Origin of the sequence: Noviherbaspirillum galbum (assembly GCF_010974945.1) — a bacterium.
Classification (GTDB): Bacteria; Pseudomonadota; Gammaproteobacteria; order Burkholderiales; family Burkholderiaceae_D; genus Noviherbaspirillum; species Noviherbaspirillum galbum.
Genome location: NZ_JAAIVB010000080.1, coordinates 1 through 22,706, shown reverse-complemented (window position 1 = coordinate 22,706; position 22,706 = coordinate 1). Strand labels below are relative to the sequence as shown.

Annotated in this window: 15 protein-coding genes; 4 read left to right on the top strand and 11 right to left on the bottom strand. The window is 65.1% G+C overall.

The window, feature by feature from the left end; all coding sequences use genetic code 11:
- The first annotated feature begins 177 nt into the window (after window positions 1-177).
- Window positions 178-2,685, top strand: coding sequence for an NEL-type E3 ubiquitin ligase domain-containing protein (locus tag G3574_RS25790; protein WP_163968437.1), 2,508 nt, complete (start codon window positions 178-180; stop codon window positions 2,683-2,685).
- Here the strand turns inward: G3574_RS25790 and G3574_RS25785 are convergent.
- The 8 genes from G3574_RS25785 to G3574_RS25750 form a co-directional block, all read right to left on the bottom strand.
- A complete protein-coding gene (locus G3574_RS25785) occupies window positions 2,677-4,206 on the bottom strand; it encodes an ankyrin repeat domain-containing protein (RefSeq protein WP_163968436.1) in 1,530 nt (509 codons plus the stop codon). The genes G3574_RS25790 and G3574_RS25785 overlap by 9 nt on opposite strands.
- A gap of 7 nt (window positions 4,207-4,213) precedes the next feature.
- Window positions 4,214-5,887 carry a hypothetical protein gene (locus tag G3574_RS25780; protein ID WP_163968435.1) on the bottom strand — a complete coding sequence of 558 codons (1,674 nt, stop codon included), beginning with the start codon at window positions 5,885-5,887 and terminating at the stop codon, window positions 4,214-4,216.
- Window positions 5,888-6,120: 233 nt separating this feature from the next.
- Window positions 6,121-6,888, bottom strand: a complete 768-nt coding sequence (locus tag G3574_RS25775) for an enoyl-CoA hydratase (protein ID WP_163968434.1) — start codon at window positions 6,886-6,888, stop codon at window positions 6,121-6,123.
- A gap of 142 nt (window positions 6,889-7,030) precedes the next feature.
- Window positions 7,031-8,227, bottom strand: coding sequence for an acetyl-CoA C-acyltransferase (locus G3574_RS25770; RefSeq protein WP_163968433.1), 1,197 nt, complete (start codon window positions 8,225-8,227; stop codon window positions 7,031-7,033).
- A 245-nt stretch (window positions 8,228-8,472) separates the two neighbouring features.
- Window positions 8,473-10,860, bottom strand: a complete 2,388-nt coding sequence (locus G3574_RS25765) for a 3-hydroxyacyl-CoA dehydrogenase/enoyl-CoA hydratase family protein (RefSeq protein WP_163968432.1) — start codon at window positions 10,858-10,860, stop codon at window positions 8,473-8,475.
- Window positions 10,861-11,109: 249 nt separating this feature from the next.
- A complete protein-coding gene (locus tag G3574_RS25760) occupies window positions 11,110-12,900 on the bottom strand; it encodes an acyl-CoA dehydrogenase C-terminal domain-containing protein (RefSeq protein WP_163968431.1) in 1,791 nt (596 codons plus the stop codon).
- Window positions 12,901-12,918: 18 nt separating this feature from the next.
- Entirely contained in the window at window positions 12,919-13,590 is a 672-nt protein-coding gene (locus G3574_RS25755; RefSeq protein WP_163968495.1) for a TetR/AcrR family transcriptional regulator, read from the bottom strand.
- 218 nt (window positions 13,591-13,808) lie between these two features.
- Window positions 13,809-14,186 carry an RNA-binding S4 domain-containing protein gene (locus tag G3574_RS25750; protein ID WP_163968430.1) on the bottom strand — a complete coding sequence of 126 codons (378 nt, stop codon included), beginning with the start codon at window positions 14,184-14,186 and terminating at the stop codon, window positions 13,809-13,811.
- A gap of 280 nt (window positions 14,187-14,466) precedes the next feature.
- Between G3574_RS25750 and G3574_RS25745 the strand changes: the two genes are divergently transcribed.
- The 3 genes from G3574_RS25745 to G3574_RS25735 all read left to right on the top strand — a co-directional run bounded on the left by G3574_RS25745 (window position 14,467) and on the right by G3574_RS25735 (window position 16,938).
- Entirely contained in the window at window positions 14,467-15,072 is a 606-nt protein-coding gene (locus G3574_RS25745) for an RNA polymerase sigma factor (protein WP_328804859.1), read from the top strand.
- Entirely contained in the window at window positions 15,069-15,797 is a 729-nt protein-coding gene (locus G3574_RS25740; RefSeq protein WP_163968429.1) for an anti-sigma factor, read from the top strand. The genes G3574_RS25745 and G3574_RS25740 overlap by 4 nt, the downstream gene beginning before the upstream one ends.
- Window positions 15,798-15,939: 142 nt before the next feature.
- A complete protein-coding gene (locus G3574_RS25735) occupies window positions 15,940-16,938 on the top strand; it encodes a hypothetical protein (protein ID WP_163968428.1) in 999 nt (332 codons plus the stop codon).
- Between the two features lie 34 nt (window positions 16,939-16,972).
- Here G3574_RS25735 and G3574_RS25730 read toward each other — a convergent pair whose 3' ends face one another.
- The 3 genes from G3574_RS25730 to G3574_RS25720 all read right to left on the bottom strand — a co-directional run.
- Entirely contained in the window at window positions 16,973-17,692 is a 720-nt protein-coding gene (locus G3574_RS25730) for a hypothetical protein (protein WP_163968427.1), read from the bottom strand.
- Window positions 17,689-18,504 (bottom strand): bestrophin-like domain, encoded by an 816-nt coding sequence (locus G3574_RS25725; RefSeq protein ID WP_163968426.1) that lies wholly within the window; start codon window positions 18,502-18,504, stop codon window positions 17,689-17,691. Before G3574_RS25725 ends, G3574_RS25730 begins: the two co-directional genes overlap by 4 nt.
- 30 nt (window positions 18,505-18,534) lie before the next feature.
- Window positions 18,535-22,706: beta strand repeat-containing protein (locus tag G3574_RS25720; RefSeq protein ID WP_235953624.1), on the bottom strand; the 4,172-nt coding region annotated here is incomplete at its 5' end.

Genomic DNA, 22,706 nt, shown 5'->3' with positions numbered 1-22,706 from the left:
GATCTGATCTGGGTCAACCTCCGATTGCCTTTCCCGAACGGCGTCCGCCGCCCCGTCACCGACGTTCGAGGCAGGCTCTTCCCGACGCATCCTCGTTGCATTGCCCGTTTATCTACCGAATCCATCTCATCGCGTATTGCACGCGCCGCCCGACGCATTTCTCAGGAAAGGCATTCCATGACCTGGCTAGGCAAGCTGATCCCTTTCAATCCTTGCTGCGGCACGAACCTGTCGCATGTCCATGAGGGTGATGCCCGCCCGGAAGCGGCGATGCCAGGCTGGCGCCATCACCCTGATCCGCAAAGCGGCTTTGCCGACCAGGTGAACCGCTGGGAAACGGCCGGCCCGCGCGATGCGCGCCAGCATCCCGTCCGCGCGCCCGCGGCCCGGATGCTGCGAGCCTGCCGGCGCGACCGCGCTACCGGCCTGACGATACCGGCCGGCCACGCCGATGAATTGCCGATGCGGCTGGTGTGCCGGCTGACGCATCTCGAAGAGTTGCGTGTTTCCGGCCTGAGCCTGGCCGTCCCGCCCGAGATCGACCGGCTCGCCAACCTGCACACGCTCAGCCTGAGGCGTGCCGGGCTGCGCGAAGTGCCGCCGCAACTTTTTTCCCTCAGGCGGCTGCGCCAACTCGACCTGTCCGGCAATGCCATCCGCCTGATGCCCAGGGAGCTCGGCCAGCTCGCGTCCCTCGAAGAACTCGACCTGTCCGGAAACCCCATAGCCGCGCTGCCCAGGGAAACCGGCTGGCTGGACAATCTCGGCCAGCTCAACGTGGCGAACACCGCGCTGTCCGCCCTGCCCCAGGAAATCAACTGGCTGCCCCGGCTGCGATCGATCGATGCCCGCGGGTCGGACATCACCCGCCTGCCCGCGCAGGTCGACCGCCTGTCCCGTCTGCGCAAGCTCAGCCTCGCAAGCGAGAACCTGACCGCCGTGCCGCCGCCGGTCGCCGCCCTGACCGGCCTGCGTTCGCTCAGCCTGGAAAGCGCGATTGCCGCGGTGCCCGCCTGGCTCTATGCCTTGCCTTCGCTCGACACCCTGGTGCTTGCCGGCAGGTTCGCCGCCATGCCGGACGGCATCCAGGCGCTGTCGCGGCTGCGCCATCTCGAGATCCGGGCGCCGATCGCGCGGCTTCCCGGCGGCGTTCCCCGCCTCGGCGAACTCGAATGCCTGGTGGTCCGCAACGGCATGCTCGAGACCGTGCCGCCGGAACTTGGCAGCTTGTCCAGCCTGGGCCGCATCGTCCTCACGGGCAACCGGCTCAGCTCGCTTCCCGCCGAACTCGCCGGCCTGCCACGGCTGCGGCTGCTGGACATCCGCGACAATCCCATCCGCGTCGTGCCGCGCGAAATCCTGGAGCACGGCGCCCTGGCGCACGACGACGGACTGTCGGCGGCGGTGCAGTTCCACGGCATGCGCCCGCACGACTCCAGCCTGGCTCGGGCCCTGCTTCCACCGGCGCGGCGAACCGCGTTCGCGATGGGCCAAGATGGACGGCCGATCGAATCGGCGGACTGCTTCTACGAATGGCTGGACCGGGTAGCCAGCCTGTCCGTCATGCGCGAGCCAGGCGCCGCCAATGGCGCGCTGTCCATGCGGCTCGCCGATCTCGTGCAGAGCCTGGCCGCCGGTCCGCCGTCCTTGCGCGCCACCTGTTTCGAGCTGGCGCGCGACGCGTCCAGCAGCTGCGACGACAACGTGACGGACTGCATCAACGACATGTCGGTCCTGGTATTCAACGAACGCTTCAATCCGGCCGGCAAGACGCCGGCGGAAATGATGAAGCTGGCAAGATGCCATCTCGCCCTGCAGGAAGTGGATGCCGCCGCCGTCCGCTGGCTTGCCAGTCATCCGCGCCACCATGACCCGCTCGAAGTCAAGATGGCTTTCCGGACCCGGCTGCGCGCCGCCTTCGACCTTCCCTTGCCGGCGCGGGAGATGCAGTTCGAACGCTACGCGAACGTCGGCGACCAGGACCTGCGCCGCGCGGAAGTCCTGGTCCGGCAACGGCTCGCCGATGCCGACGCGCTGCGAAGCTATCTCGCCACCTGGGCCCCTTTCCAGCGCTATGTCGAGATGCGCTGCCAGCCGGAAGCCGACAGGCTGACCCGCCATTATCAGCAGCGCGCCCAACAGTTCGAGGAAGACAGTGCAAACAACGCCACTTCCGCCCGGTACCGGGAAAAGTACGACAACATCATGGGACAGTGGGAACGCGCACTGTCGACATTGATCGGCCGTACCCGCAAGGACTTGCTCGCCGAGCTGGACCGTCAACAGGCGTTTTCCACGCTGCAGACCATGGCGTCGTCCAGCCGGCCCCGCGACGCTGCCGTGTCCGGCCCGGCCCCGTTTTCGGCCGTGTCCGAGCGTCCGCGCCTCCCTTCCGCCTTCCGCATCGGCAGCAGCGGACCCGGGCCAGCGGGGGCGCGCGGCGCACGGCTGCATCGCCCGCCGCCGATCCATCTCGAGGATTGGCCGGCTCCCGCCATCGTCTATGTCGAAGATCGCACGCCGGGACGCCCGCTCGCGTCGACGCTTCCATCCTTCCTCAATCAGGCGCATCGCCTGGCGGGAAGCCATTTCCGCGTGGTGGATGACATGGACATGCCGGCACGCGAGCCCGGGCCTGCCATCACCAGGAACGCGCAAGACCCGGGCGCATTGCCGTCATCCTGAACGCGACCCCGCCCCCGTGCGCGCGGCGACCTGGAAAAGATGACGCAGGCCGCGCACCGCGGTTCGACGCAGCCTGCTGGCAGGCCTGGTGGCCAGGTCGAGCGGCGTCTCTCCACGATGGTTGCGCAGGGAGGCATCGGCGCCGGCTTGCAGCAGCACCGCAAGCGCCGGCATGGACGCCGGCAGCCGGCGTGCCGCGGCATGCAGGGGGGTGTCGCCGTGATTCGCTGGCCGCGCCGCGCCTTCCCGGAGCAGCGTTTCGCGCCGGGCGGCCAGCCGGCTTCCCCGGGCGACGAGGAGACTGGTCAGCGCGGCGGAACCGACGGCAAGGTGCAATACCGATGCGCCATCCTGCTGCCGGCTGGCGTTGACATTCGCGCCCAGCGCGATCAGTGTCCGAACCGGCATCAGGTCCGTATCATGACGGCATGCGGACGCCAGGCCCAGCAATTGCTCGTCGAGCCAGTGACGCAAGCCCTGCCTGCCATGCCATGTCCGCGAAGCCATGCTGGCGCGCGCCTCGATCATGCAGGTCAGGGCCGCGGCATGCCGGGGCGTGACCGCGAGCGTGAGGCGCATGCGCGTGATTGCCGCCGCGATCACGCGGTCCAGGTCGGCGATGTCGAGGCGAAGCCGCATCATGGAATGGGAGGGCAAGGAAGGCCCGCGGTCTTGCGTGTCCCGGCATGCGGCGAGCAAGGCAAAGATGCCGCCCAGGTCGTTGCGCACGCTCGCCGCCTCGAGCCAGTCCGCCGCCGTGCCATGCGGCATGTCACGCCGCAGCCTTTCTATTCGCCGTTGCCAGACGAGGCGCTTGTCGAACGGCGTCGCCGCCTGTGCCAGCACGCGCAAGGCGTCCAGGTCGTCATCCATGCAGGCTTCCAGCCGGTCGTATGCCTCCACGCCGCAACGCGCGGTTTGCGCGGCAAGCGCCAGCCTGTCGATAGGCAGCGCCTCGCCTTCGCCGCCGGTCGGGGCAGGCGCGCGGGGCCGCCTGCCGCACAGGCGTTCGCAGATCGAATGCCGGAAGCGCGTCGCGCGCGGCTCACCGGGGTTTGCATCTCTGGCCGCGCCGGACCGGCGCAGTTGATCCGCCAGCAGGGAGATCACTGCCGGCTCGCCGGCGGCTGCCGCCTCCGAGAGGGCGGTCATGCCGCGCCTGTCGCAGGCCTCCGGGCGTGCGCCGGTCGCCAGCAAGGCGCGCACGCCCGCCACGAAGCCGAGCCGAGCCGCCAGATGCAGGGGCGGCGTGTTGCCGGGCAAAGGCAGGTGGGCGCTCGCCCCGTGCTGGCATGCCAGGACGAGATCGCGCACGTCACGCCGGCGGATGGCGTCCGCCAATGCCACCTGCGGGTCCGGAAACCGCGCCATGCGATCCCGGTGGCGCGGCGGCTGCACGAGCGAGGCGGAAGGCCCGGCGTGGCGCATGTCCGGCATGGGCGGCGACTGCATCGGCAAGGCGGAGCGGGATGGCGCATGCCGCGCAACCGCGGCCGACAGGCTAGATGAAGATGGGGTCATGGCTTTCCTAGCGGGGCATCAGGCCCGATTCGATGTCCTCGGCGTAACGGTATGCGCTCCTGGCCGCAGCTTCGTGCGGCCTCGTCGCGGGAGGCTGCGCTTCTCCCGGCCGGTGGATCAGGATGCTGGTGAGCGGCTTGACCGTCGGGCTTGCCGGCGCTGCGCCGGCCCTCCTGCCTTGCGCGGCGACGGGAGCACGCCTGCCCTTTGGCTGATCGTTGCCGGCGATCACGATCACCTCGCGCAGCGTATCGGCGGCGGCGGCGTTCACCTCGTTCTGGCGCGTCCGCTCCGGCTCACGGTACAGGCACTCGTAGAGCGAATGGCCGCGCAGGCGGGACAGCAATCCGGACAGGCAGCGGTCGACCTTGTCGAGCTGCTGTCCTACCCGGGTCTTCGCCATGGCGGTGCCGATGCAGCGCAGCCAGCGGTTCGGATCGTTCACCAGATCGAGATAGGCCTCGCGCTGGATGCTGTTGTCCCGGCTGCAGCATTGCATGAGGATGTTGCATGTCTCGGCCAGCGCCTGGCCCGCATGGCGTCCGGCGAACGCGCTGACCAGGCCCACGACGGCGTGCCAGTTGCCCCGGCCCAGGCCGAGGACGAGCATGCCCTGGATGGCCTCGCCGCCGACGAGCCCGGCGAGCGCATGCAGGGTGCGCTGCATCAGCACGCTCTGCAGGCACAGCGATGCCGCGCCCATCGCCATGCCGGTCAAGGGTTGTCCCATGAGCGCGCACTGCACGATGGACGACACCACGCGCAGCGACATGTTGAGGCCGCGCTGCACCGTCGGGCTGCAGTTCAGGCGGCTGATCGCGCGCGCTCCCAGCAAGTCGATCACTTCCTTGCACATGGCCGCGGCGAAATAGCCGGCCACCTTGGCGCCGAAATTGTCGTGCAGCCAGCCAACGAGATAATCGGTGCCTTCCTTCAGGATGTCTTCGCGGGCGCCGGGATTGCTCAGCCTGAGCTTGGACTGGATGAGCTCGAGCGGCCCGAAGCCGTCGCCATCCGTATCCCGCTGCCTTTCATCCAGGCCATAGCCCCTGCTGACGCAGGCGTCGTTGTAGATGAGCTTGGAGGCGGGCATCCCATGCGCGCCCGGCTCGCAGATCGCCTCCATGAAGTCCGGGGCCAGGCCATGCCGTTCGGGAAAGCGCAGCAGGTTGAAGCCATCCTTGCTGACCACGTCCTGCGGATGCAGCGAGGTGGTATGCGCGAGTTCGTGCACGTAGATCGACGTCGGCCCGTCGTCCTGCAGGAAGATGCGCCCGATGTGGCGGCCATCCTGCACGAAGAAGCCGCCATTCATGTTGCCGCAGTGGTAGAGCGCCACGCCGTTGCCCTGGCTGTAGCGCGTCAGGCCCTTCGGATCGAGATGAAAGGTGGCGGGGATGTTCCAGTCCTTGAACTGGGCATTCACCCTGTCGGCAACGATTCCCCAGATGGCCCATTCGTCTTCCGTTGGTGTGCCGCAGTTCCTCGAGACCGTCATCTCGTCGCGATCCAGTCCGGGCTGAAGGTAGATGTCGAGCGGCGCGGTCGCATTGGCGCGCGACGGCAGGACGCCGATGCTTTCCACCCTGCCGAGCGCGCGCTCGAGGTAGGTGCGGATGGAGGAGGTAACGTCTTGCTTGTAGGCAAAGTCGAAGAGTCGACTGGACAGCGCGGGCATCATCCGAAACTCCTTGAGTAGCGCCCGCATGCGGTATGCATGCCGGGGCCCTGGATGAGTGAGCGACGGAAAGGTGCCGTTCGGCTTAATGGCACGACCTTAGCGTTTTTTCAAATCGCGCGGGTGAAGTGCTTGATTCCATTGCCTAAAGAAGCGCGGCGATGAAACGAAGAGATGGCGGGAGGCTGCGGGTGAGGAAGGCTGGCCGGAATCGGCCAGCCGCGGGACGTGGCGAATCAGGCGAACTTCGTGAAGTCGGGGCGGCGCTTCTCGAAGAAGGCGGTGAAGGCTTCCTTGGCTTCCGGCGCATTGAGCATCGCGCCGAAATGCTTGTTCTCCTCGTCCATCTGCTGGCGGATCGCCTGTGCCTGTGCCTGTTTCATCAGGCGCTTGGTCACGCGCAGCGAGGAGGCGGGCAAGGCCGCCAGCGAGGCCGCCTTGCCGAGCGCGAAGCTATGCAGGTCGACGGTCGGCACCACGCGGCTCACCAAGCCCATCTCCTGCGCTTCCTGCGCGCCGAAGGCCTCGCCGAGCAGCAGCTTTTCCGCCGCGCGCTGGTAACCAGCGACTTGCTGGAACAGGAGGCTGGACGCGAACTCCGGGCACAGTCCAAGCTGGGTGAACGGCATGGAGAACTTCGCGTTCTCGGCGGCGTACACGAGGTCGCAATGCATCAGCAGGGTCGTGCCGATGCCGACCGCATTGCCCGCCACCGCGGCCACGACAGGCTTGCTGGCGCCGCTGAGGGCGCGCATGAATTGCCATACCGGACGGTCGCCGACGTCGCCGCCGGAGTTCTTGAGGAAGTCGTCGAGGTCGTTGCCGGCGGTGAAGATCTCGGGCTTGCCGGTGATCAGGATGGCGCGCACCGCGCTGTCGGCCTCGCCATCCTTGAGCGCGTCCGCCATGGCCTGGTACATCGCGGCGGTGATCGCGTTCTTCTTTTCGGGGCGGTTGAATTCGATGCTCAGTACGCCGTTTTCCTTGCGGGTCAGGATTTCCATGATGCTCCTCTTGGGGTGGGTCTTGTGATTGTCATTGCGTCGCCTGGATTTTAGGCCGGATCGGGACATTCCGCCGGACTGCGCCAGAAGGCAAAAAGCCGCACGGTTCGCACCGTACGGCTTTCGCTTGCTTCATGCCGGATCAGACACGTTCGAAGATGCCTGCCGCGCCCATGCCGGCGCCGACGCACATCGTCACCATGCCGTACTTCAGGTTCCGGTTGCGCAGCGCGTGCACGGCGGTCGCCGCGCGAATCGCGCCGGTGGCACCGAGCGGGTGGCCGAGCGCGATCGCGCCGCCGAACGGGTTGACCTTGGCCGGATCGAGGCCGAGATCCTTGATGACGGCCAGCGCCTGTGCGGCGAAGGCTTCGTTCAGTTCGATCCAGTCGAGCTGGTCCTGGGTGATGCCCGCGGCGCGGCAGGCGGCGGGAATCGCTTCCTTCGGACCGATGCCCATGATTTCCGGCGGCACGCCGCGCACCGCGAAGGAAGAGAACTTCGCGAGCGGCGTCAGGTTGAACTGCTTCAGGATCTTTTCGCTGACCAGGATCAGCGCGCCCGCGCCGTCCGAGGTCTGCGAGCTGTTGCCGGCGGTAACGCTGCCCTTGGCGGCAAACACCGGCCTGAGCTTGCCGAGCGCTTCCAGGCTCGTGTCGGCGCGCGCGCCTTCATCCTGGCTGACGGTGCGGGTCTTGACATCGATCTGGCCGGTCGCGAGGTTGGGGAATTTCTCCACGATCTCGACGGAACAGATCTCGCCTTCGCGGGCATTGCCCTGCTGGGCGGCGATGGCGCGGCGGTGCGATTCCAGCGCGAAGGCGTCCTGCTCTTCGCGCGTGACCTTCCACTGCTGAGCGACCTTCTCGGCGGTCAGGCCCATGCCGTAGGCGAGGCCGATGTTTTCGTCCTTGAACACGTTCATGTTGATGGCGGGATGGTGGCCCATCATCGGCACCATGGACATCGACTCGGCGCCGGCGGCGATCATCACGTCGGCCTCGCCCACGCGGATGCGGTCGGCCGCCATGGCCACGGCGGTGATGCCGGACGCGCAGTAGCGGTTGACGGTCACGCCGCCGACGGTGTTCGGCAGGCCGGCAAGGATCACGGTATTGCGCGCCATGTTCATGCCCTGCTCGGCTTCCGGGAAGGAGCAGCCGACGATGGCGTCCTCGATGGTCTTCGGATCGAGGCTGGGCACCTGGGCCATCGCGGCCTGCAGCGCGCGCACCAGCAGGTCATCGGGGCGGACGTTTTTGAACATGCCGCGCGGCGCCTTGCCGATCGGGGTGCGGGTGGCGGCGACTACGTAGGCTTCTTGCACTTGCTTGGTCATTTTCTGGCTCCTTTAACTCCCTCCCCGTCGAGGGGAGGGTTGGGTCCTTTTCACTCCCTCCCCTTCAAGGGGAGGGTTGGGGTGGGGATGGGGTTCTTGAGCACTACAAAGAACAGTTTCCAGTTTGCTGGCGATGTCGATGCTGTTCTTTGCTCGCCACCGAAACCCATCCCAACCCTAGCCCTCCACTTGAAGGGGAGGGAACGTTTTCGTACTGCCTCCCTTTCATGGGAGGGAACCGGTGTTTAGTTGCGGACGGGTTTGCCGGTCTGCATCATGCCCATGATGCGTTCCTGCGTCTTCGGGTTGGTCAGCAGTTCCATGAACGCCTTGCGCTCCAGGTCGAGCAGCCATTGCTCGCTCACCAGGCTGCCGGGCTCGATGTCGCCGCCGCAGACGATCTCGGCGATCATGCTGCCGAGCTTGTAGTCGTGCGCGGAGATGAAGCCGCCGTCGCGCATGTTGACCAGCTGCGCCATGATGGTAGCCATGCCGGTGCGGCCGACGACCGGCACCAGCCGCTGCAGCGCCGGGCGGTAGCCGCGGTCGAACATCGCGCGCGCTTCCACCTTGGCCACGTGCAGCAGCTCATACGGATTGAAGACGATCACGTCGTCCTGCGCCAGGTAGCCCATCTTCTGCGCCTCGAGCGCGGACTTGGACACGTTGGCGGTGGCCGCGTTGGTGAATGTGCTCTTCAGGAACTGCAGGATGTCGTTGCCCTTGGCATCGGCCGCGGCGCGCACCGCGATTTCCTTCAGTCCGCCGCCCGCCGGCACCAGGCCCACGCCCACTTCGACGAGGCCGATGTAGGACTCGAGCGCAACGACGCGCTTGGAGGCATGCATCGCAAGTTCCGCGCCGCCGCCGAGCGCAAGGCCCGCGACCGCGGCAACGACCGGCACGTTGGCATACTTGAGCGCCTGGTGCGCCTGCTGCAGCTTGGCAACCTCGGGCTCGATGGCCTTGATGCCGCCCGACATGAAGACCGGCAGCATGGACTGCAGGTCGGCGCCGGCGGAGAAGGCGCCGCCGTCGGCCGCGTCCGCGCTCCAGATCACCAGGCCCTTGAAGTTCGCTTCCGCCTCGGCGACCGCCCTGGCGAGGCCGTTGATCACACCCTGGCCGATGACGTGCATCTTGGTCTTGAGCGAGAGGATCAGCACGTCGTCGTTCTGGTGCCAGATGCGAACCGATTCATCCTCGAACACCGTGGTACCGGCCTTCGTGCCGTCCGGCGTCGTGTCGCCCAGGATACCGGCGCGGAAGGCCTGCCGCTGGTAGACCGGCAGGTCGGAACGCGGCACGTAGGCGTTCTTCGCGGGAGACCAGGAGCCTTCCGGCGCATGCACGCCGGTGCGGCCGTCGAACACCCACTTCGGCATCGGCGCGTTGCAGATCGCACGGCCGGCATCGATGTCTTCCTGCACCCAGGCGGCGACCTGCTGCCAGCCGGCGGCCTGCCAGGACTCGAAGGGGCCGTTCTTCTGGCCGAAGCCCCAGCGCATGGCGAAGTCCACGTCGCGCGCATTGTCGGCGATGGATTCGAGATGCACGGCGATGTAGTGGAAAGTGTCGCGGAAGATGGACCACAGGAACTGCGCCTGCGGGTTGGTCGACTCGCGCAGGGTCTTCATCTTCTTGACCGGGTCTTTTTCCTTCAGCATGCGCACGACGATGTCATCGGCCTTGCCGGTGGACGCCACGTAGCCGCCGGTCGCCGCGTCGAAGCGCTGGATTTCCTTGCCGACCTTCTTGAAGAAGCCGGCGCCGGTCTTCTGGCCGAGCGCGCCGGCGGACACCAGCTTCTCGAGCAGCTCGGGCGTCTTGTAGACCGGGTAGAAGGGATCGTCCTTCAGGTTGTCCTGCATGGTCTTCATCACGTGGCCCATGGTGTCCAGGCCGACCACGTCCGCGGTGCGGAAGGTGGCGGACTTGGCGCGGCCAAGCTTGGTGCCGGTGAGGTCATCGACCACGTCCACCGGCAGGCCGAACTTCTGGGCTTCGTACATCGTCGCCATCATGCTGAAGATGCCGACGCGGTTGGCGATAAAGTTGGGGGTGTCCTTCGCGCGCACCACGCCCTTGCCAAGCGTCGTGGTCAGGAAGCCTTCGAGCTGGTCGAGGATGTCCGGGCGGGTGGACACGGTCGGGATCAACTCGACCAGGTGCATGTAGCGCGGCGGGTTGAAGAAGTGCACGCCGCAGAAGCGCGCCTTCAGGTCGGCTTCGAAGCCGTCGGACAGCGCGGTGATCGACAGGCCGGAGGTATTGGAGGCAAAGATCGCATTGGGGGCGATGTGCGGGGCGACCTTCTTGTACAGGTCATGCTTCCAGTCCATGCGCTCGGCGATGGCTTCGATGATCAGGTCGCAGCCCTTGAGCACGTCGAGATTGTCTTCGTAGTTGGCCACCTGGATGAGCGCGGCGTCATCCTTGTTGCCCAGCGGCGCGGGGCTGAGCTTCTTCAGGTTCTCGATGGCGCGCAGCACGATGCCGTTCTTCGGGCCTTCCTTGGCCGGCAGGTCGAACAGCACGACGGGAACCTTGGCGTTGACGCAGTGCGCGGCGATCTGCGCGCCCATCACGCCGGCGCCGAGGACGGCGACTTTCTTGACGATGAAGTTGGACATGGGATGATCCTTGTGTGGGAGTCTGTCTCGGGCTCCCTCCCTTTCAAGGGGAGGGCTGGGGTGGGGATGGGGTTCTTTCGCGCTACCAAGAACAGCCTTTGGTTCGCTGGCGGAGTTAATGCTGTTCTTTGTTCGCTGGCGATGTCAAGGCTGTTCTTTGCTTGCTGCCGAAACCCATCCCCACCCCGACCCTCCCCTTGAAAGGGAGGGAGTTGTAGTGAAGCTTCGCTTCTCAGGTGGTGGCTTCGCTTAGAAAAGGTCGGCTTCCAGCGCCATCAGGTTGGCGGAACCGGAACGCGCCTGGCGGATCAGCATCGCGGTCTCGGGCAGCAGGCGCTGGAAGTAGAAGCGCGCCGTGGCGAGCTTGGCCTTGTAGAAGCTGTCGCCGGAGTCCTGCTTCTCGAGCGCGATCTTGGCCATGCGGGCGAAGAAGTAGGCGAAGACCATGTGGCCGGCCACGCGCAGGTAGGGCACGGCGGCGGCGCCGACTTCATCCTGGTTCTGGAAGGCCTTCATGCCGATTTCCATGGTCAGCTTGCCGACCTTGTCGCCGATGTCGCCCAGCGGCGTGATGAACTCGGACATGGCTTCGTCGGTGCCGTTCTCTTCGACGAAGGCCTTGACCTTCTCGCCGAACTTGCGCAGCTTGGCGCCGTTGTCCATCAGGATCTTGCGGCCGAGCAGGTCGAGCGACTGGATGGTGTTGGTGCCTTCGTAGATCATGTTGATGCGGGCGTCGCGCACGTACTGTTCCATGCCCCACTCGGAGATGAAACCGTGGCCGCCGTACACCTGCATGCACTCGGAGGTGGCGATCCAGCCGTTGTCGGTGAGGAAGGCCTTGATGATGGGCGTGAGCAGCGCGACTTCGTCGGCGGCTTCCTTGCGCACTTCTTCATCGGGATGGTTGAGTTCGCGGTCGATCTGCAGCGCGATGTAGGCGCTGAAGGCGCGGCCGCCTTCGGCGTAGGCGCGGGCGGTCAGCAGCATGCGGCGCACGTCGGGGTGCACGATGATCGGGTCGGCCGCCTTTTCGGGCGCCTTTGGGCCGGACAGGCTGCGCATCTGCAGGCGGTCCTTGGCGTAGGTCACTGCGTTCTGGTAGGCCACTTCGGTCAGGCCGAGGGACTGCATGCCGACGCCGAGGCGGGCCGCGTTCATCATGACGAACATCGCGTTGAGGCCCTTGTTCGGCTCGCCGATCAGCCAGCCGGTGGCGCCGTCGAGGTTCATCTGGCAGGTGGAATTGCCGTGGATGCCCATCTTTTCCTCGAGCGCGCCGCAGAAGATCGGGTTGCGCTCGCCCGGCTCGCCGTTGGCGCCGGGAACATACTTCGGCACGATGAACAGCGAGATGCCCTTGGTGCCCGCGGGAGCGTCCGGCAGGCGGGCCAGCACGAGGTGCACGATGTTCTTCGACATTTCATGCTCGCCGGCGGAGATGAAGATCTTGCCGCCGGTGATGCGGAAGGAACCGTCGGCCTGCGGCTCGGCCTTGGTGCGCAGCAGGCCGAGATCGGTGCCGCAATGCGGCTCGGTCAGGCACATGGTGCCGGTCCATTCGCCGGACACCAGCTTGGGCAGGTACAGCGCCTTCTGCTCCGGCGTGCCGTGCGCATGGATCGCCTCGTAGGCGCCGTGCGACAGGCCGGGATACATGGTCCACGCCTGGTTTGCCGAGTTCAGCATCTCGTAGAAGGCGTTGTTGATCACGATGGGCAGGCCCTGGCCGCCGAATTCGGGATCGCAGGACAGCGACGGCCAGCCGGCATCGACGTACTGCTGGTAGGCTTCCTTGAAGCCCGTGGGCGTCTGCACCTTGCGGGTTTCCTTGTCGAGGCGGCAGCCTTCGTGGTCGCCCACGCGGTTCAGCGGGAACAATACCTCGGAAGCAAACTTGCTGCCCTCGTCCAGGATCTGGTTGGCGGTGTCCTTGTCGATCTCGGCGTGCGCGGGAAGCTGCTTGAACTCCTCTTCCACATTGAGCATTTCATGCAGGACGAACTGCATGTCGCGAAGGGGAGCGATGTATTGGCCCATGATGATTTCTCCTGACGGCTAAACGGATGACGCTGTCTTCTTTACAGCGGATTTGGGATTCGTCTTGCCAGCCTCGGCGGCGGCGCCGTGTTCGGCATCGGCCTGCGGCTGGTAACTCTTGATGAGGCGTTCAAACCCGACCTCGGCGCGGTTCACGCTGCCGGGGAGCTTCAGGAATCGTGCGTCGTGATGCAGGGCGAGGATCAATCCGTACATTTCGAACACCAGCTGGTCGGGATCGGTATCCATGGCGAGGTGGCCCATGTCGATGCACTGGACCACGCAGCGGCGCAGCGCATTCTTCCAGGTGCGCACCATGCCGGCGAGTTCTTCGCGGATGGCGCCCGGCCTGTCGTCATACTCGACCGCGCCGCTGATGTAGATGCAGCCCGATGCGATTTCCACCGACACGCGCTTCACCCAGCGCGCGAACATCGCCTGCAAACGAAGCAGGCCGCGCGGATCCTTCATGCTGGGGTAGAACACCTCTTGTTCGAAATGATGGTGGTACAACTTCACGACTTCGATCTGCAGATCCTCGCGCGAACCGAAGTGCGCGAACACGCCGGATTTGCTCATGTTCATCTTGTCTGCGAGCAGACCGATGGTGAGCCCTTCCAGCCCGTCGCGGCTGGCGAGATCGAGCGCGACGTCGAGGATCGCGGCGCGCGTCATTTCACCCTTGCGCATGAATTTGGTAGTCGAGTCGGTCATGTTGGTAGCCACGATATGTCCTTCTGTTGAATCGTCGGTGATCGTACGAGGACACTGAAGCGAACGCTCGTACTATTATCCACGGCAGTTTAAATGTCAAACGAGAACTTAGAGTCCTCTTTCTAGTGCTTCCAGACAGTACTAATGAGAAAAATCATGTGTCGCGCTGTCGGGAGGGTAAATGGCTTGGCGGGTCAGGAACCGGTCTTGTCGATCAATCGCCGGTCTCGCTTGGTTGGCCGTCCCTTCAGCATCGCACTCGGCTCGCGGAAATATTTTCGTTGCTCTGCCGTCGTCTCGCGCCGCGCGACGCTCTCTTCGGTTTCCTGGTAAAGGGTCTGGGCGACGGTGGCGGAACCGCGCTTCTCGGCCACGTCGGCGACGATCACTTCCCATTCGGTGGACCCGTTGTCGATGTCCAGCCGGTCGCCCGCCTTCACGCCGCGCGCCGGCTTGATGCGCTCCCCATTGAGCCTGACCTTGCCGCTATCCACGGCGTCGGTCGCCATGGTGCGGGTCTTGAAAAAACGTGCGGCCCAAAGCCACTTGTCGACACGGACGGAATCGGTCATCTTCGTCGGATTCGTAGAAAATCCCATTTTAGAGCATGACCGTGCTTTTTCTATCATGCGGTGCAATATATCGCCTTGTGAAATGCGTGCCATGCCGATTGTGTTGTTTCCCGGGTCGTTTCGCAAATCTCGTCCTTGGGCGCTGCGCCCTGCCCGTCCTTGACAGATCGTCAAAAACCTTCCTTTGAAAAGTGCCTGGCTGACTTATAATTCGGGCAGCTTGAAATGCACCGAATAAATTCGGCAATTCCGTTGATTTACGGTAAGGGAGCGTCTCCACGTGGCGACCGACGAACAATACCAAGCGCAACTGCGACACTGGCTGGCAGCAACGGCGCGCCAGGACACGGCCGCCTTCCGGCAACTCTACGACGCTACCTCGGCGAAACTGTTTGCCTTCGCGCTGCGTATACTGATCAAGCGCGAACTCGCGGAGGAAGTCTTGCAGGAAAGTTTCGTCAACATCTGGAATAACGCCGCAAGCTACCAGTCCAGCCTCGCCGCCCCCATGACCTGGATGACTACCATCGTGCGCAACAAGGCCTTCGACCTGCTGCGCCGCCAGGACGACACCCTCGAACTCGACGCCGATACCTTCGACAAGGACGTCATGACCGCACTCGAAAGCCCCGATCCGACGCCGCTCGACGCGCTGCAGCTCAGCGGCGATGCGAAGGCATTGGCCGGGTGCATGTCGCGTCTCGACGGCCAGCACCGCCAAGCGGTGGCGATGGCGTTCTTCCATGACCTCTCGCACAGCGAGGTCGCCGAGCAGATGAAGCTGCCGATCGGCACCGTCAAGACCTGGATCCGGCGCAGCCTCGAGAAGCTGCGCAATTGCCTCGCCAAGCTCGATGCCCTTCCCGGCGGGATGGGAGGCGCATGAACCTCCGGCAACTCCGCGAGAACGACGGGCTGCGCGAACAGCTCGCCGGCGAATATGTGCTCGGCACGCTGCGCGGCGGCGCGCGGCGGCGCTTCGAGCGCTGGCTGCGGGATGACGCGGTACTCAAGCGCTCGGTCGCCGAATGGCAGGACCGCCTGCATCCGATGGCCGAATTCGCGCCGGCGGCGCAGCCTTCGCCCCAGGTCTGGGCCGCCATCGAGCGCCGCATCGCGCCCGCCGCCCAGGCGCGACCGGCGCGCCGGTCCTTCTGGCTCGGCCTGCGCGAAGACCTCGGCTTCTGGCGCGGCCTCGGCATGGTTTCCACCGCGGCAGCCACCATCCTCCTCACCGTGCTGCTGACTCGCCTGCCCGAACCCGGCGTGTCGGCACCGGCCTATGTCGCCACGCTGGCGGACGACAAGTCTCAGACCGTCATGCTGATTACAGGCGACGACAAGCGGCGCGTGATGACGGTGAAAGTGGTGACGCCGCAAACCGTCGCGGACGACAAGAGCCTCGAACTGTGGGCCGTTCGCAAGGATGGCACGGTACGCTCGCTAGGCCTGGTTGCCGCCAACGGCGTCGTTACCCTGCCCCTGCCGGAAAACGCCAATCCCGACAATGCTCCGGTGCTGGCGATCACGCTGGAGAAGAAAGGCGGCTCGGGCAATCCGGAGGCGCCGGGCGGGCCCATCGTGTACAAGGGCGCGTGGCTGCGGGTGTGATGCCGTGCTGGCGGGGCTTTGCGCAATGATTAAGGCTTAATAATACCTCTCGGTTTTTCGGGCGCGGTTTCGTACCGTGCGGGGATGTGACCATGGGTGCCTGCACCCTGGCCCTTTCCCCGAACCCCTACCGAGGTATGTCATGAAGCTCCCCATCGTAAACGGAAACGCCGCTCCGGCTCCCCTTCTTACAAAAGCCGAAGAGCAACCTTTAAAGAACCTGCCTTCATTCAAGACGAAGTCACCCGGGGACGGTCAGAATATCTTTTCAGGACCCGCAGACATACCGAGGGGTGATGCCGGCAAATCTGAGCCCTCTAAAAAGGCAACCATCATGCCGGGCAAAGGCTTCACCATTTCCAAGGCCACTCAGCAAAAAGCAGAGGCAATGGAGCGTCAGAAAATAAAGGACAAGGTAAATACCCTCGCCAGCACCGCCCGACTTGAAATCCTCAAGCATTGCAAAAACTTACACATACACATTGACGTACCGGATAAGACGTTGCAACCCGAACTATATGCAAAATTCGTAGCGACTTACGGCAAGGTATTTGCGAAGATACGAAAAAATCTGGAAGACAACTACAAGAAAGCCTTGAGCAACGGAAATGGGATAACGAAAGAAGTCGAAAATCACCTTGTTAAGATAGCGGTTGACCAGGGCGTACGTAAGCTCGTGCAGAAGGATTACGAGCTCGAACTCCGGCTGATGATGAAAAATATGTCACGCGATAAGTTCGACAAGTATTTCGAAATTATCGCTCCCAACGATAAAGTCTTTGGCGGTTCAGAAGGAGCCGAACACAGGGCTGCGATGCATAAGGTCATCAACAGCCATATCTCAAACGATCTGATCATGCCCGCGCTCGCGGAATTCAAGAGCAAGTGCGACCGCATCGACCTCAAGAAGCTGCCGGCACCGGCCGAGCATGCGGAACAATTCCGACCGGTGATGAAAACCCGATTCCACATGCTGATTCATAAAGCATACCTGGCGTACGCCGGAGGTGCCATCAAGCAGGCATTGAAAAATCAGCAGCCAAGCGATCAATCATCGGCAGATTCAAGCGACGTTCACCAGGAGAATGATGCAGTTCACTGGATGACAGTGGATTCAGCATCTCAGCGTAACGCGAGATAGGCGCCGAAGCATCCAGCGCCCCTACCATCCCAGCTCAGAAGCGCATGCCGCCGGCAAAGCGCGTCAGGTGCACGTTGCTGAAGCCGGCATACTCGTCGCGGCTGATACGGAAGAAGAAATCGTTGTAATCGTATCCAAGCATCAGGCCGCGGCCATGGATGTAGACGTTTTCATCCGTGAAGCCGCTCTTGTAGACCAGTCCGATCGTCAGGCGCTGGCCCTTGGCGATGCGGTAGCGCCAGTTCAGGTGGGTCACGCGCTGCTGGGTGTCCAGGCGGTCATCGATCACCGCAAACAGGTTGATATCCATATTCTTGATGGCGCGGGTGCCCACTCCGACCGTGATGGCATCGCACGGATCGAAATTCAGGTTGAAGCAAGGTCGCAGGTTGGTGCGGCCAATGCCCAGGATGGCGTAGGTCTCGCCGCCGACTTCCGCGCCGAGGTTAAGCGACTTGTAGCCGAGCGTGCCGATTTCGGGCGAGATTGATGCGCGCAGCAGTTCATGCAGGTCGAAGCGGGTATCCATGCCGAGGCGCGACTGAGCGAATCCATCCTTTTCGCGATAGTGGCCGATCCAGTAGTTCGAATCGCCGACGGTGGCGCGCAGGTTGATGTCCTCGGCATCGTTGCCGTTGCTCGCGTGGTAGTACGATCCGGTGAGCTTGTAGTCGATCTTGGTTCCCTCTTCTTCGGCGCCGGCCGAGCCGCAAAACGCGGCGCATGCGATGAGGAGGAGTGCTGCGTGTTTCATTTCTTCGGTCCTTCGGTCTGGGGTCCCTCGGCGACCAGGGTCTTGCCGAGCATGGAGATGGCTTTCTCGATCGGCTCGGGCGTCACCGCGTTTTCACCCTCGAAAATGCCCGCGGTGGAAATCAGCACCGTCATCAGCAGCGACAGCGCCAGCGACACGCCGCCGACATAAGGCACCATCTTGCTCGTTGGCGTCTGCAGCCAGCCGAGCACGAGCGCGCAGGTAATGCTCGTCAGGATGGCATGCCACAGGTAATCGGGAAGCTTGAGGCGGCTCGCGGACAGGCGCGCTTCGCGCAGGTCGCTGAGCTGGGTGAAGGCGGCCAGGATTTCTGCGCGCGCGATCTGCTGCTGCGCCGACTCGGGATCGAGCGTCTTGGTGCCCAGGTTGAGTTCGTTCAGCGCAGTCGTCACCGCGTCGCTGCGTCCGCCCGATTCCAGCAGCGGCCATTCCTTCTTCACCACCGCATCGGCGTAATTCATCAGCACGCCCTGCATGCGCGTGCCGTTGCTGCCGCCGAACGCGGCGAAGGCGCGGTCGAGCTTGATGATCACCGTGGCTTCCCGCGATACCAAGTCTTCCACGCTGCGATGATCGCCCTGGCTGCGCACCATGCAGAACGCCAGCAGCAGCAGTGACAGGGAAATCATCACCTTGAAGGATTCCTCCGCGCCCTTCGCCAGCGGCTCGCTCGGCGCCCAGTGGAAATAGCGGCGCGCGACCAGCGGCGCGATGGTGGACATGGTCAGGCCCATGGTCAGGAGCAATGCGCCGATCTGTATCGTCGTCAGCGAATGAAAGAAGTTAAGCATGGCAGCGGCTCGTTTCAGCGGGATTGAACATTAAAGGAACAGCAGGATGGTGTTGATCATGTTGACGTCTTCGGTCGTCTGGTGGATCTCGATCTGTGCCTTGGTCTTGCCGGCGTGCGACACGCCGGAATTGTGGCGCGAGGGAACGGAATCGAAGGACTGCTTCATGACGTCGTAGGCCGCGGCCTGGGCGGAACGCTGCGACTCGGGCGCTGCCGCGGCGGCAGCGGCCGCGGCAGGCTGCGTTGCCCCGGACTTTGCCGGCCCGGCGCATGCCGACAGATCGGCGTTCAGGCAGGAATAGGGATTCGATCCCTTAAATGCGGTCAGGTGGGTCTTGTCGGCCAGCGGCACGGATTTCGGCGGCAACGCGCCGTTCGGTGACATGCCGTTCGGTGCCATGCCTGCGAGGCGGTTCGCGATCGCGCCGCCCTGCTGCGCGGCGGCATTCCCAGCCGCTGCGGCGGCGTTGGCGGCGCCCGCTACCGGCCTGGCCGCGCCACCCGCTGCCGCCGTGGCCGTTGCGCCCTGCTTCGGCTTGCCGTTCTTGTCAGCATTGCCGGCCGCCGTTCCCTTTGCATTCGCCTGCTTTCCGGAACCGTCGCCCGACTTGCCCTTCTCCGACTTCGAACCCTGGCCGCCGGCCTTGTCGGACTTTTCCGATTTCGCGCTGCCCGAGCCCTTTTCGTTGCCGCCCTTGGTGGAGTCCTTGGCGCCCTTGGCGTTGTCACTGCCCTTGGCGCTGTCGTTGCCGCCCTTGGCCGGGGTGTCCGCCTTGCCTGCCGTGGCGCCGGTGCCGGCGCCGTCTTTCGCGGGGGCGGCATCCTGCGTGGCATTCGCCGATCCGGTCGTGGAGGAGCTCGATGAACTCGATGAACTCGACGATGACGTGCTGGAGCTGCTTGAACTGCTGGAACTGGACTGCGAGGAAGAGCTCGCCGGACTCGAGGTGCTGCTTGCATTGCTGCTGCCGGCACTGCTGGAACTGGACGAGGCGCTCGACGCACCCGGGGCGGTGCTTCCCGCTCCGGCGGAGGGATCTCCCGCGCTGGCCGCCGGCTTGATGGCAAGCGGCGACGCCATCGACGGCGCGGCCGCGGCAACCTGGGTCACCGGCATGGACGCGGCGGCGTTCACGGTGGCCGGCACCAGGGTCGCGACCGTCGGCGTCACCGCTGGCGCGGCCGCCGCGAGAATGTCGGCGCTGGATGTCGCCGTCGCGTTCGCCGTGTAGTTGGCCGCATCCTGGCCGGAAAGGCTAATGCCTGACACCGTGACGGGTTTCCCGGTGCCCGCTTCCTTGTCGGCGAACGCGGCGCTGCCGAAGGACGTCGACAGCAAATCGCCGCCGATCCGGTTGTCGGACAGCGAAACCGCGGCCACGGCGGTGCCATCGTAAGTCTTGTTGTCCGCCTTCGCCGTTACCGCCAGTGGACGCGGCGTGATGCTTGCCGTGGTCGCGAGGGCGGCGCCGCCAAGGATGTAGTTGCCGGCATCGCCGCCGGACAGGCTCGCGCCCGCGATGGTCACCGGCTTGCCATTGCCGGCGTTCTTGTCGCCGAAGCTGGCCGCGCCCAGCACCGCGCTGACCTGGTCGCCGGCGATGATGCCATTGAGCGTGCCGTTGCTGGCGATGGTGGCGGACGTCGTGCCGTCATAGACCTTGTCCTGGGCGGCTATCCCGCTCAGGGTCAGGGACTTGGGCGTGATGTCGGCCCTGGCGGTTGCCTTGCCGACGGAATAATTTGCCGCGTCCGCACCGGTCAGGGACGCCCCCTTGACGCTGACTTCCTTGCCCGTGCCGACGTTCTTGTCGGCGAAGCTTGCCGCACCCGGGGCAAAGGCAACCTGGTCGCCCGCGATCAGTCCATTGAGCGTGCCGCCGGAAACGGTGGCGGCCGTGGTGCCGTCATAGACCTTGCTGGCCGCCGACAGCCCGCTGACGGTCAGGGCGAGCGGTGTGATGTCGGCCGTGGCGCTCGCGTTGCCATCAAGCAGGTAGTTGCCCGCGTCGGCGCCGGACAGGCTGCCGCCGGTCACGCGAACGGTCTTGCCCGTGCCCGCGTTCTTGTCGGCGAAGCTGCCCTTGCCGCCAACGTAGGCCACGCTGTCGCCATCTACGGCTCCGGACAGCGCGCCGCCGGTGACCGTGGCGGCGACGGTGCCGTCATACACCTTGTTCGCGGCGCTGATGCCGGACACGGTCAGCTTCCTCGGGGTGATATCCGCCGTGGCGGTCGCGCTTGAACTGCCATTGAGCGCATAGTTGCCGGCGTCGGCGCCCGCGAGGCTGCCTCCCGCCACCGTCACGGTCTTGCCCGCGCCGACGTTCTTGTCTGCGAACTTGCCGCTTCCCGAGACGTAGGTCACGCTATCGCCGCTGATGACGCCGGCCAGGTCGCCTCCCGTGATCGTGGCGGCCGTCGTGCCGTCATACACCTTGCTGGCGGCGGTGATGCCAGACAAGGCGAGCTGCTTGGGCGCGATGTCCGCGGTGGCGTTGGTATCGCCCTTGAAGAGATAGTTGGCGGCATCGGCGCCCGCGAGGCTGCCGCCGCTGACGGTGACCACCTTGGCCGTGCCCGCATTCTTGTCCACGAAGCTGCCGGTGCCGGGCACGTAGGCCACCTGGTCGCCGCTGATCATGCCGGAGAGCGTACCGCCGGTAATGGTTGCCAGCGTGGTGCCGTCGTATTCCTTCGATGCGGCGCTCACGTCGGCCAGCGACAGGGGCTTGGGCGTGATGTCCGCGCGGGCCAGCGGCGTGCCGCTGAAGGTATAGTTGCCGGCGTCCGTGCCGCCGAGCGTCCCGCCGCTCACGGTGACGGACTTGCCCGTGCCCGCGTTCTTGTCGGCGAAGCTGCCCTTGCCGGGGACGTAGCTCACCGTGTCGCCGGCGACGATGCCCGACAGCGTGCCGCCGTTGATGGTTGCGGCGGTGGTGCCGTCGTAAACCTTGCTGGACACGTCCAGGCTGGCGAGGGTCAGGGCCCGTGGCGTGATGTCCGCGCTCGCGCTGGCCGTGCCGTTGAGCTGATAGTTGCCGGCGTCGGCGCCGCCCAGCCCGCCGCCGGTGATGGCGACGATCTTTCCGATGCCTGCGTTCTTGTCGGCGAAGCGGCCGGTGCCGGGGACGTAGCTGACCGAGTCGCCGGAGACGATGCCGGTGAGCGATCCGCCGCTGATGATGGCCGAAGTGTTGCCGTCATACACCTTGCTGGCCGCATTCACGCCACCTACCGTCAGGGTCTTGGGCGTGATGCTCGCGCTGGCCGATGGCGTGCCGCCGAGGGTATAGTTCGCCGCATCGCTGCCGGCGAGGCCGCCCGCGCCGAAGCTGATGGCCTTGAGCGCGCCGACGTTCTTGTCGGCGAAGCTGGCGACGCCCGGCACGTAGGACACCGTGTCGCCGGCGACGATGCCGGAAAGCGAGGCGGATACCACCGTCGCGGCCGTGGTGCCATCGTAGACCTTGTCGGCAACCGCCACCGTTCCCAGGCTCAAGGCCTTTGGCGTGATAGTGCCGGTGCCCGAGGCGGTGGCGTTGACGCTATAGTTGCCCGCATCCGCGCCGCCGAGCGCGATGCCCGAGACGGCGATCGCCTTGCCTGCGCCGGCGTTCTTGTCCGCGAAGTTGGCGGCGACCGAAGACACGGTCAATACGTCGCCGGCAATCCTGTCGTCGGCGATGACGACGGAGGCGGATGCCGTGCCGTCGTACGCGCGCGGCGCGGCGGTGACGCTCGTGTTCAAGAGGCGCGGCGTGATGTCGGCCGACAGCGTCGGCAGGCTGAGAGAATAATTGCCGGCGGCTGTGCCGCCCAGGCCCGCGCCGCCGAGCGTCACCGTCTTTGCCACGCCCGCATTCTTGTCGGCGAAGGCAGTGCCGCTGCCCGCATTGAAGACGACGTTGTCGGCCCCGACCACGCCGCTCAGCACCGCCGTGCCGGTAATCGTTGCCGCCGTGGTGCCGTCGTAGACCTTGTTCAATGCCGTCACACCGCTCACCGTCAAGGTCTTGGGCGTGATGCTGGCCGACGTGTTGCCCGACACCGAGATCAGGTAGTTGCCGCCATCCGCACCGCTGAAGCCGGCATAGTTGTAGACGATGCTGCGCAGCCCCGCATTCGCGCTGGCAAACGTCGGCGAGCCGAAGCTGTAGCTGATGTCGTCGCCGGCCACGATGCCGTTGAGCACCGGCG

Bases quoted from the DNA above. Each gene is read 5' to 3' on its own strand.
- G3574_RS25765 (WP_163968432.1), bottom strand. From the start codon at position 10,860: ATGTCCAACTTCATCGTCAAGAAAGTCGCCGTCCTCGGCGCCGGCGTG.
- G3574_RS25775 (WP_163968434.1), bottom strand. From the start codon at position 6,888: ATGGAAATCCTGACCCGCAAGGAAAACGGCGTACTGAGCATCGAATTC.
- G3574_RS25770 (WP_163968433.1), bottom strand. From the start codon at position 8,227: ATGACCAAGCAAGTGCAAGAAGCCTACGTAGTCGCCGCCACCCGCACC.
- G3574_RS25790 (WP_163968437.1), top strand. From the start codon at position 178: ATGACCTGGCTAGGCAAGCTGATCCCTTTCAATCCTTGCTGCGGCACG.
- G3574_RS25755 (WP_163968495.1), bottom strand. From the start codon at position 13,590: ATGCGCAAGGGTGAAATGACGCGCGCCGCGATCCTCGACGTCGCGCTC.
- G3574_RS25730 (WP_163968427.1), bottom strand. From the start codon at position 17,692: ATGAAACACGCAGCACTCCTCCTCATCGCATGCGCCGCGTTTTGCGGC.
- G3574_RS25740 (WP_163968429.1), top strand. From the start codon at position 15,069: ATGAACCTCCGGCAACTCCGCGAGAACGACGGGCTGCGCGAACAGCTC.
- G3574_RS25785 (WP_163968436.1), bottom strand. From the start codon at position 4,206: ATGACCCCATCTTCATCTAGCCTGTCGGCCGCGGTTGCGCGGCATGCG.
- G3574_RS25750 (WP_163968430.1), bottom strand. From the start codon at position 14,186: ATGACCGATTCCGTCCGTGTCGACAAGTGGCTTTGGGCCGCACGTTTT.
- G3574_RS25760 (WP_163968431.1), bottom strand. From the start codon at position 12,900: ATGGGCCAATACATCGCTCCCCTTCGCGACATGCAGTTCGTCCTGCAT.
- G3574_RS25780 (WP_163968435.1), bottom strand. From the start codon at position 5,887: ATGATGCCCGCGCTGTCCAGTCGACTCTTCGACTTTGCCTACAAGCAA.
- G3574_RS25725 (WP_163968426.1), bottom strand. From the start codon at position 18,504: ATGCTTAACTTCTTTCATTCGCTGACGACGATACAGATCGGCGCATTG.
- G3574_RS25735 (WP_163968428.1), top strand. From the start codon at position 15,940: ATGAAGCTCCCCATCGTAAACGGAAACGCCGCTCCGGCTCCCCTTCTT.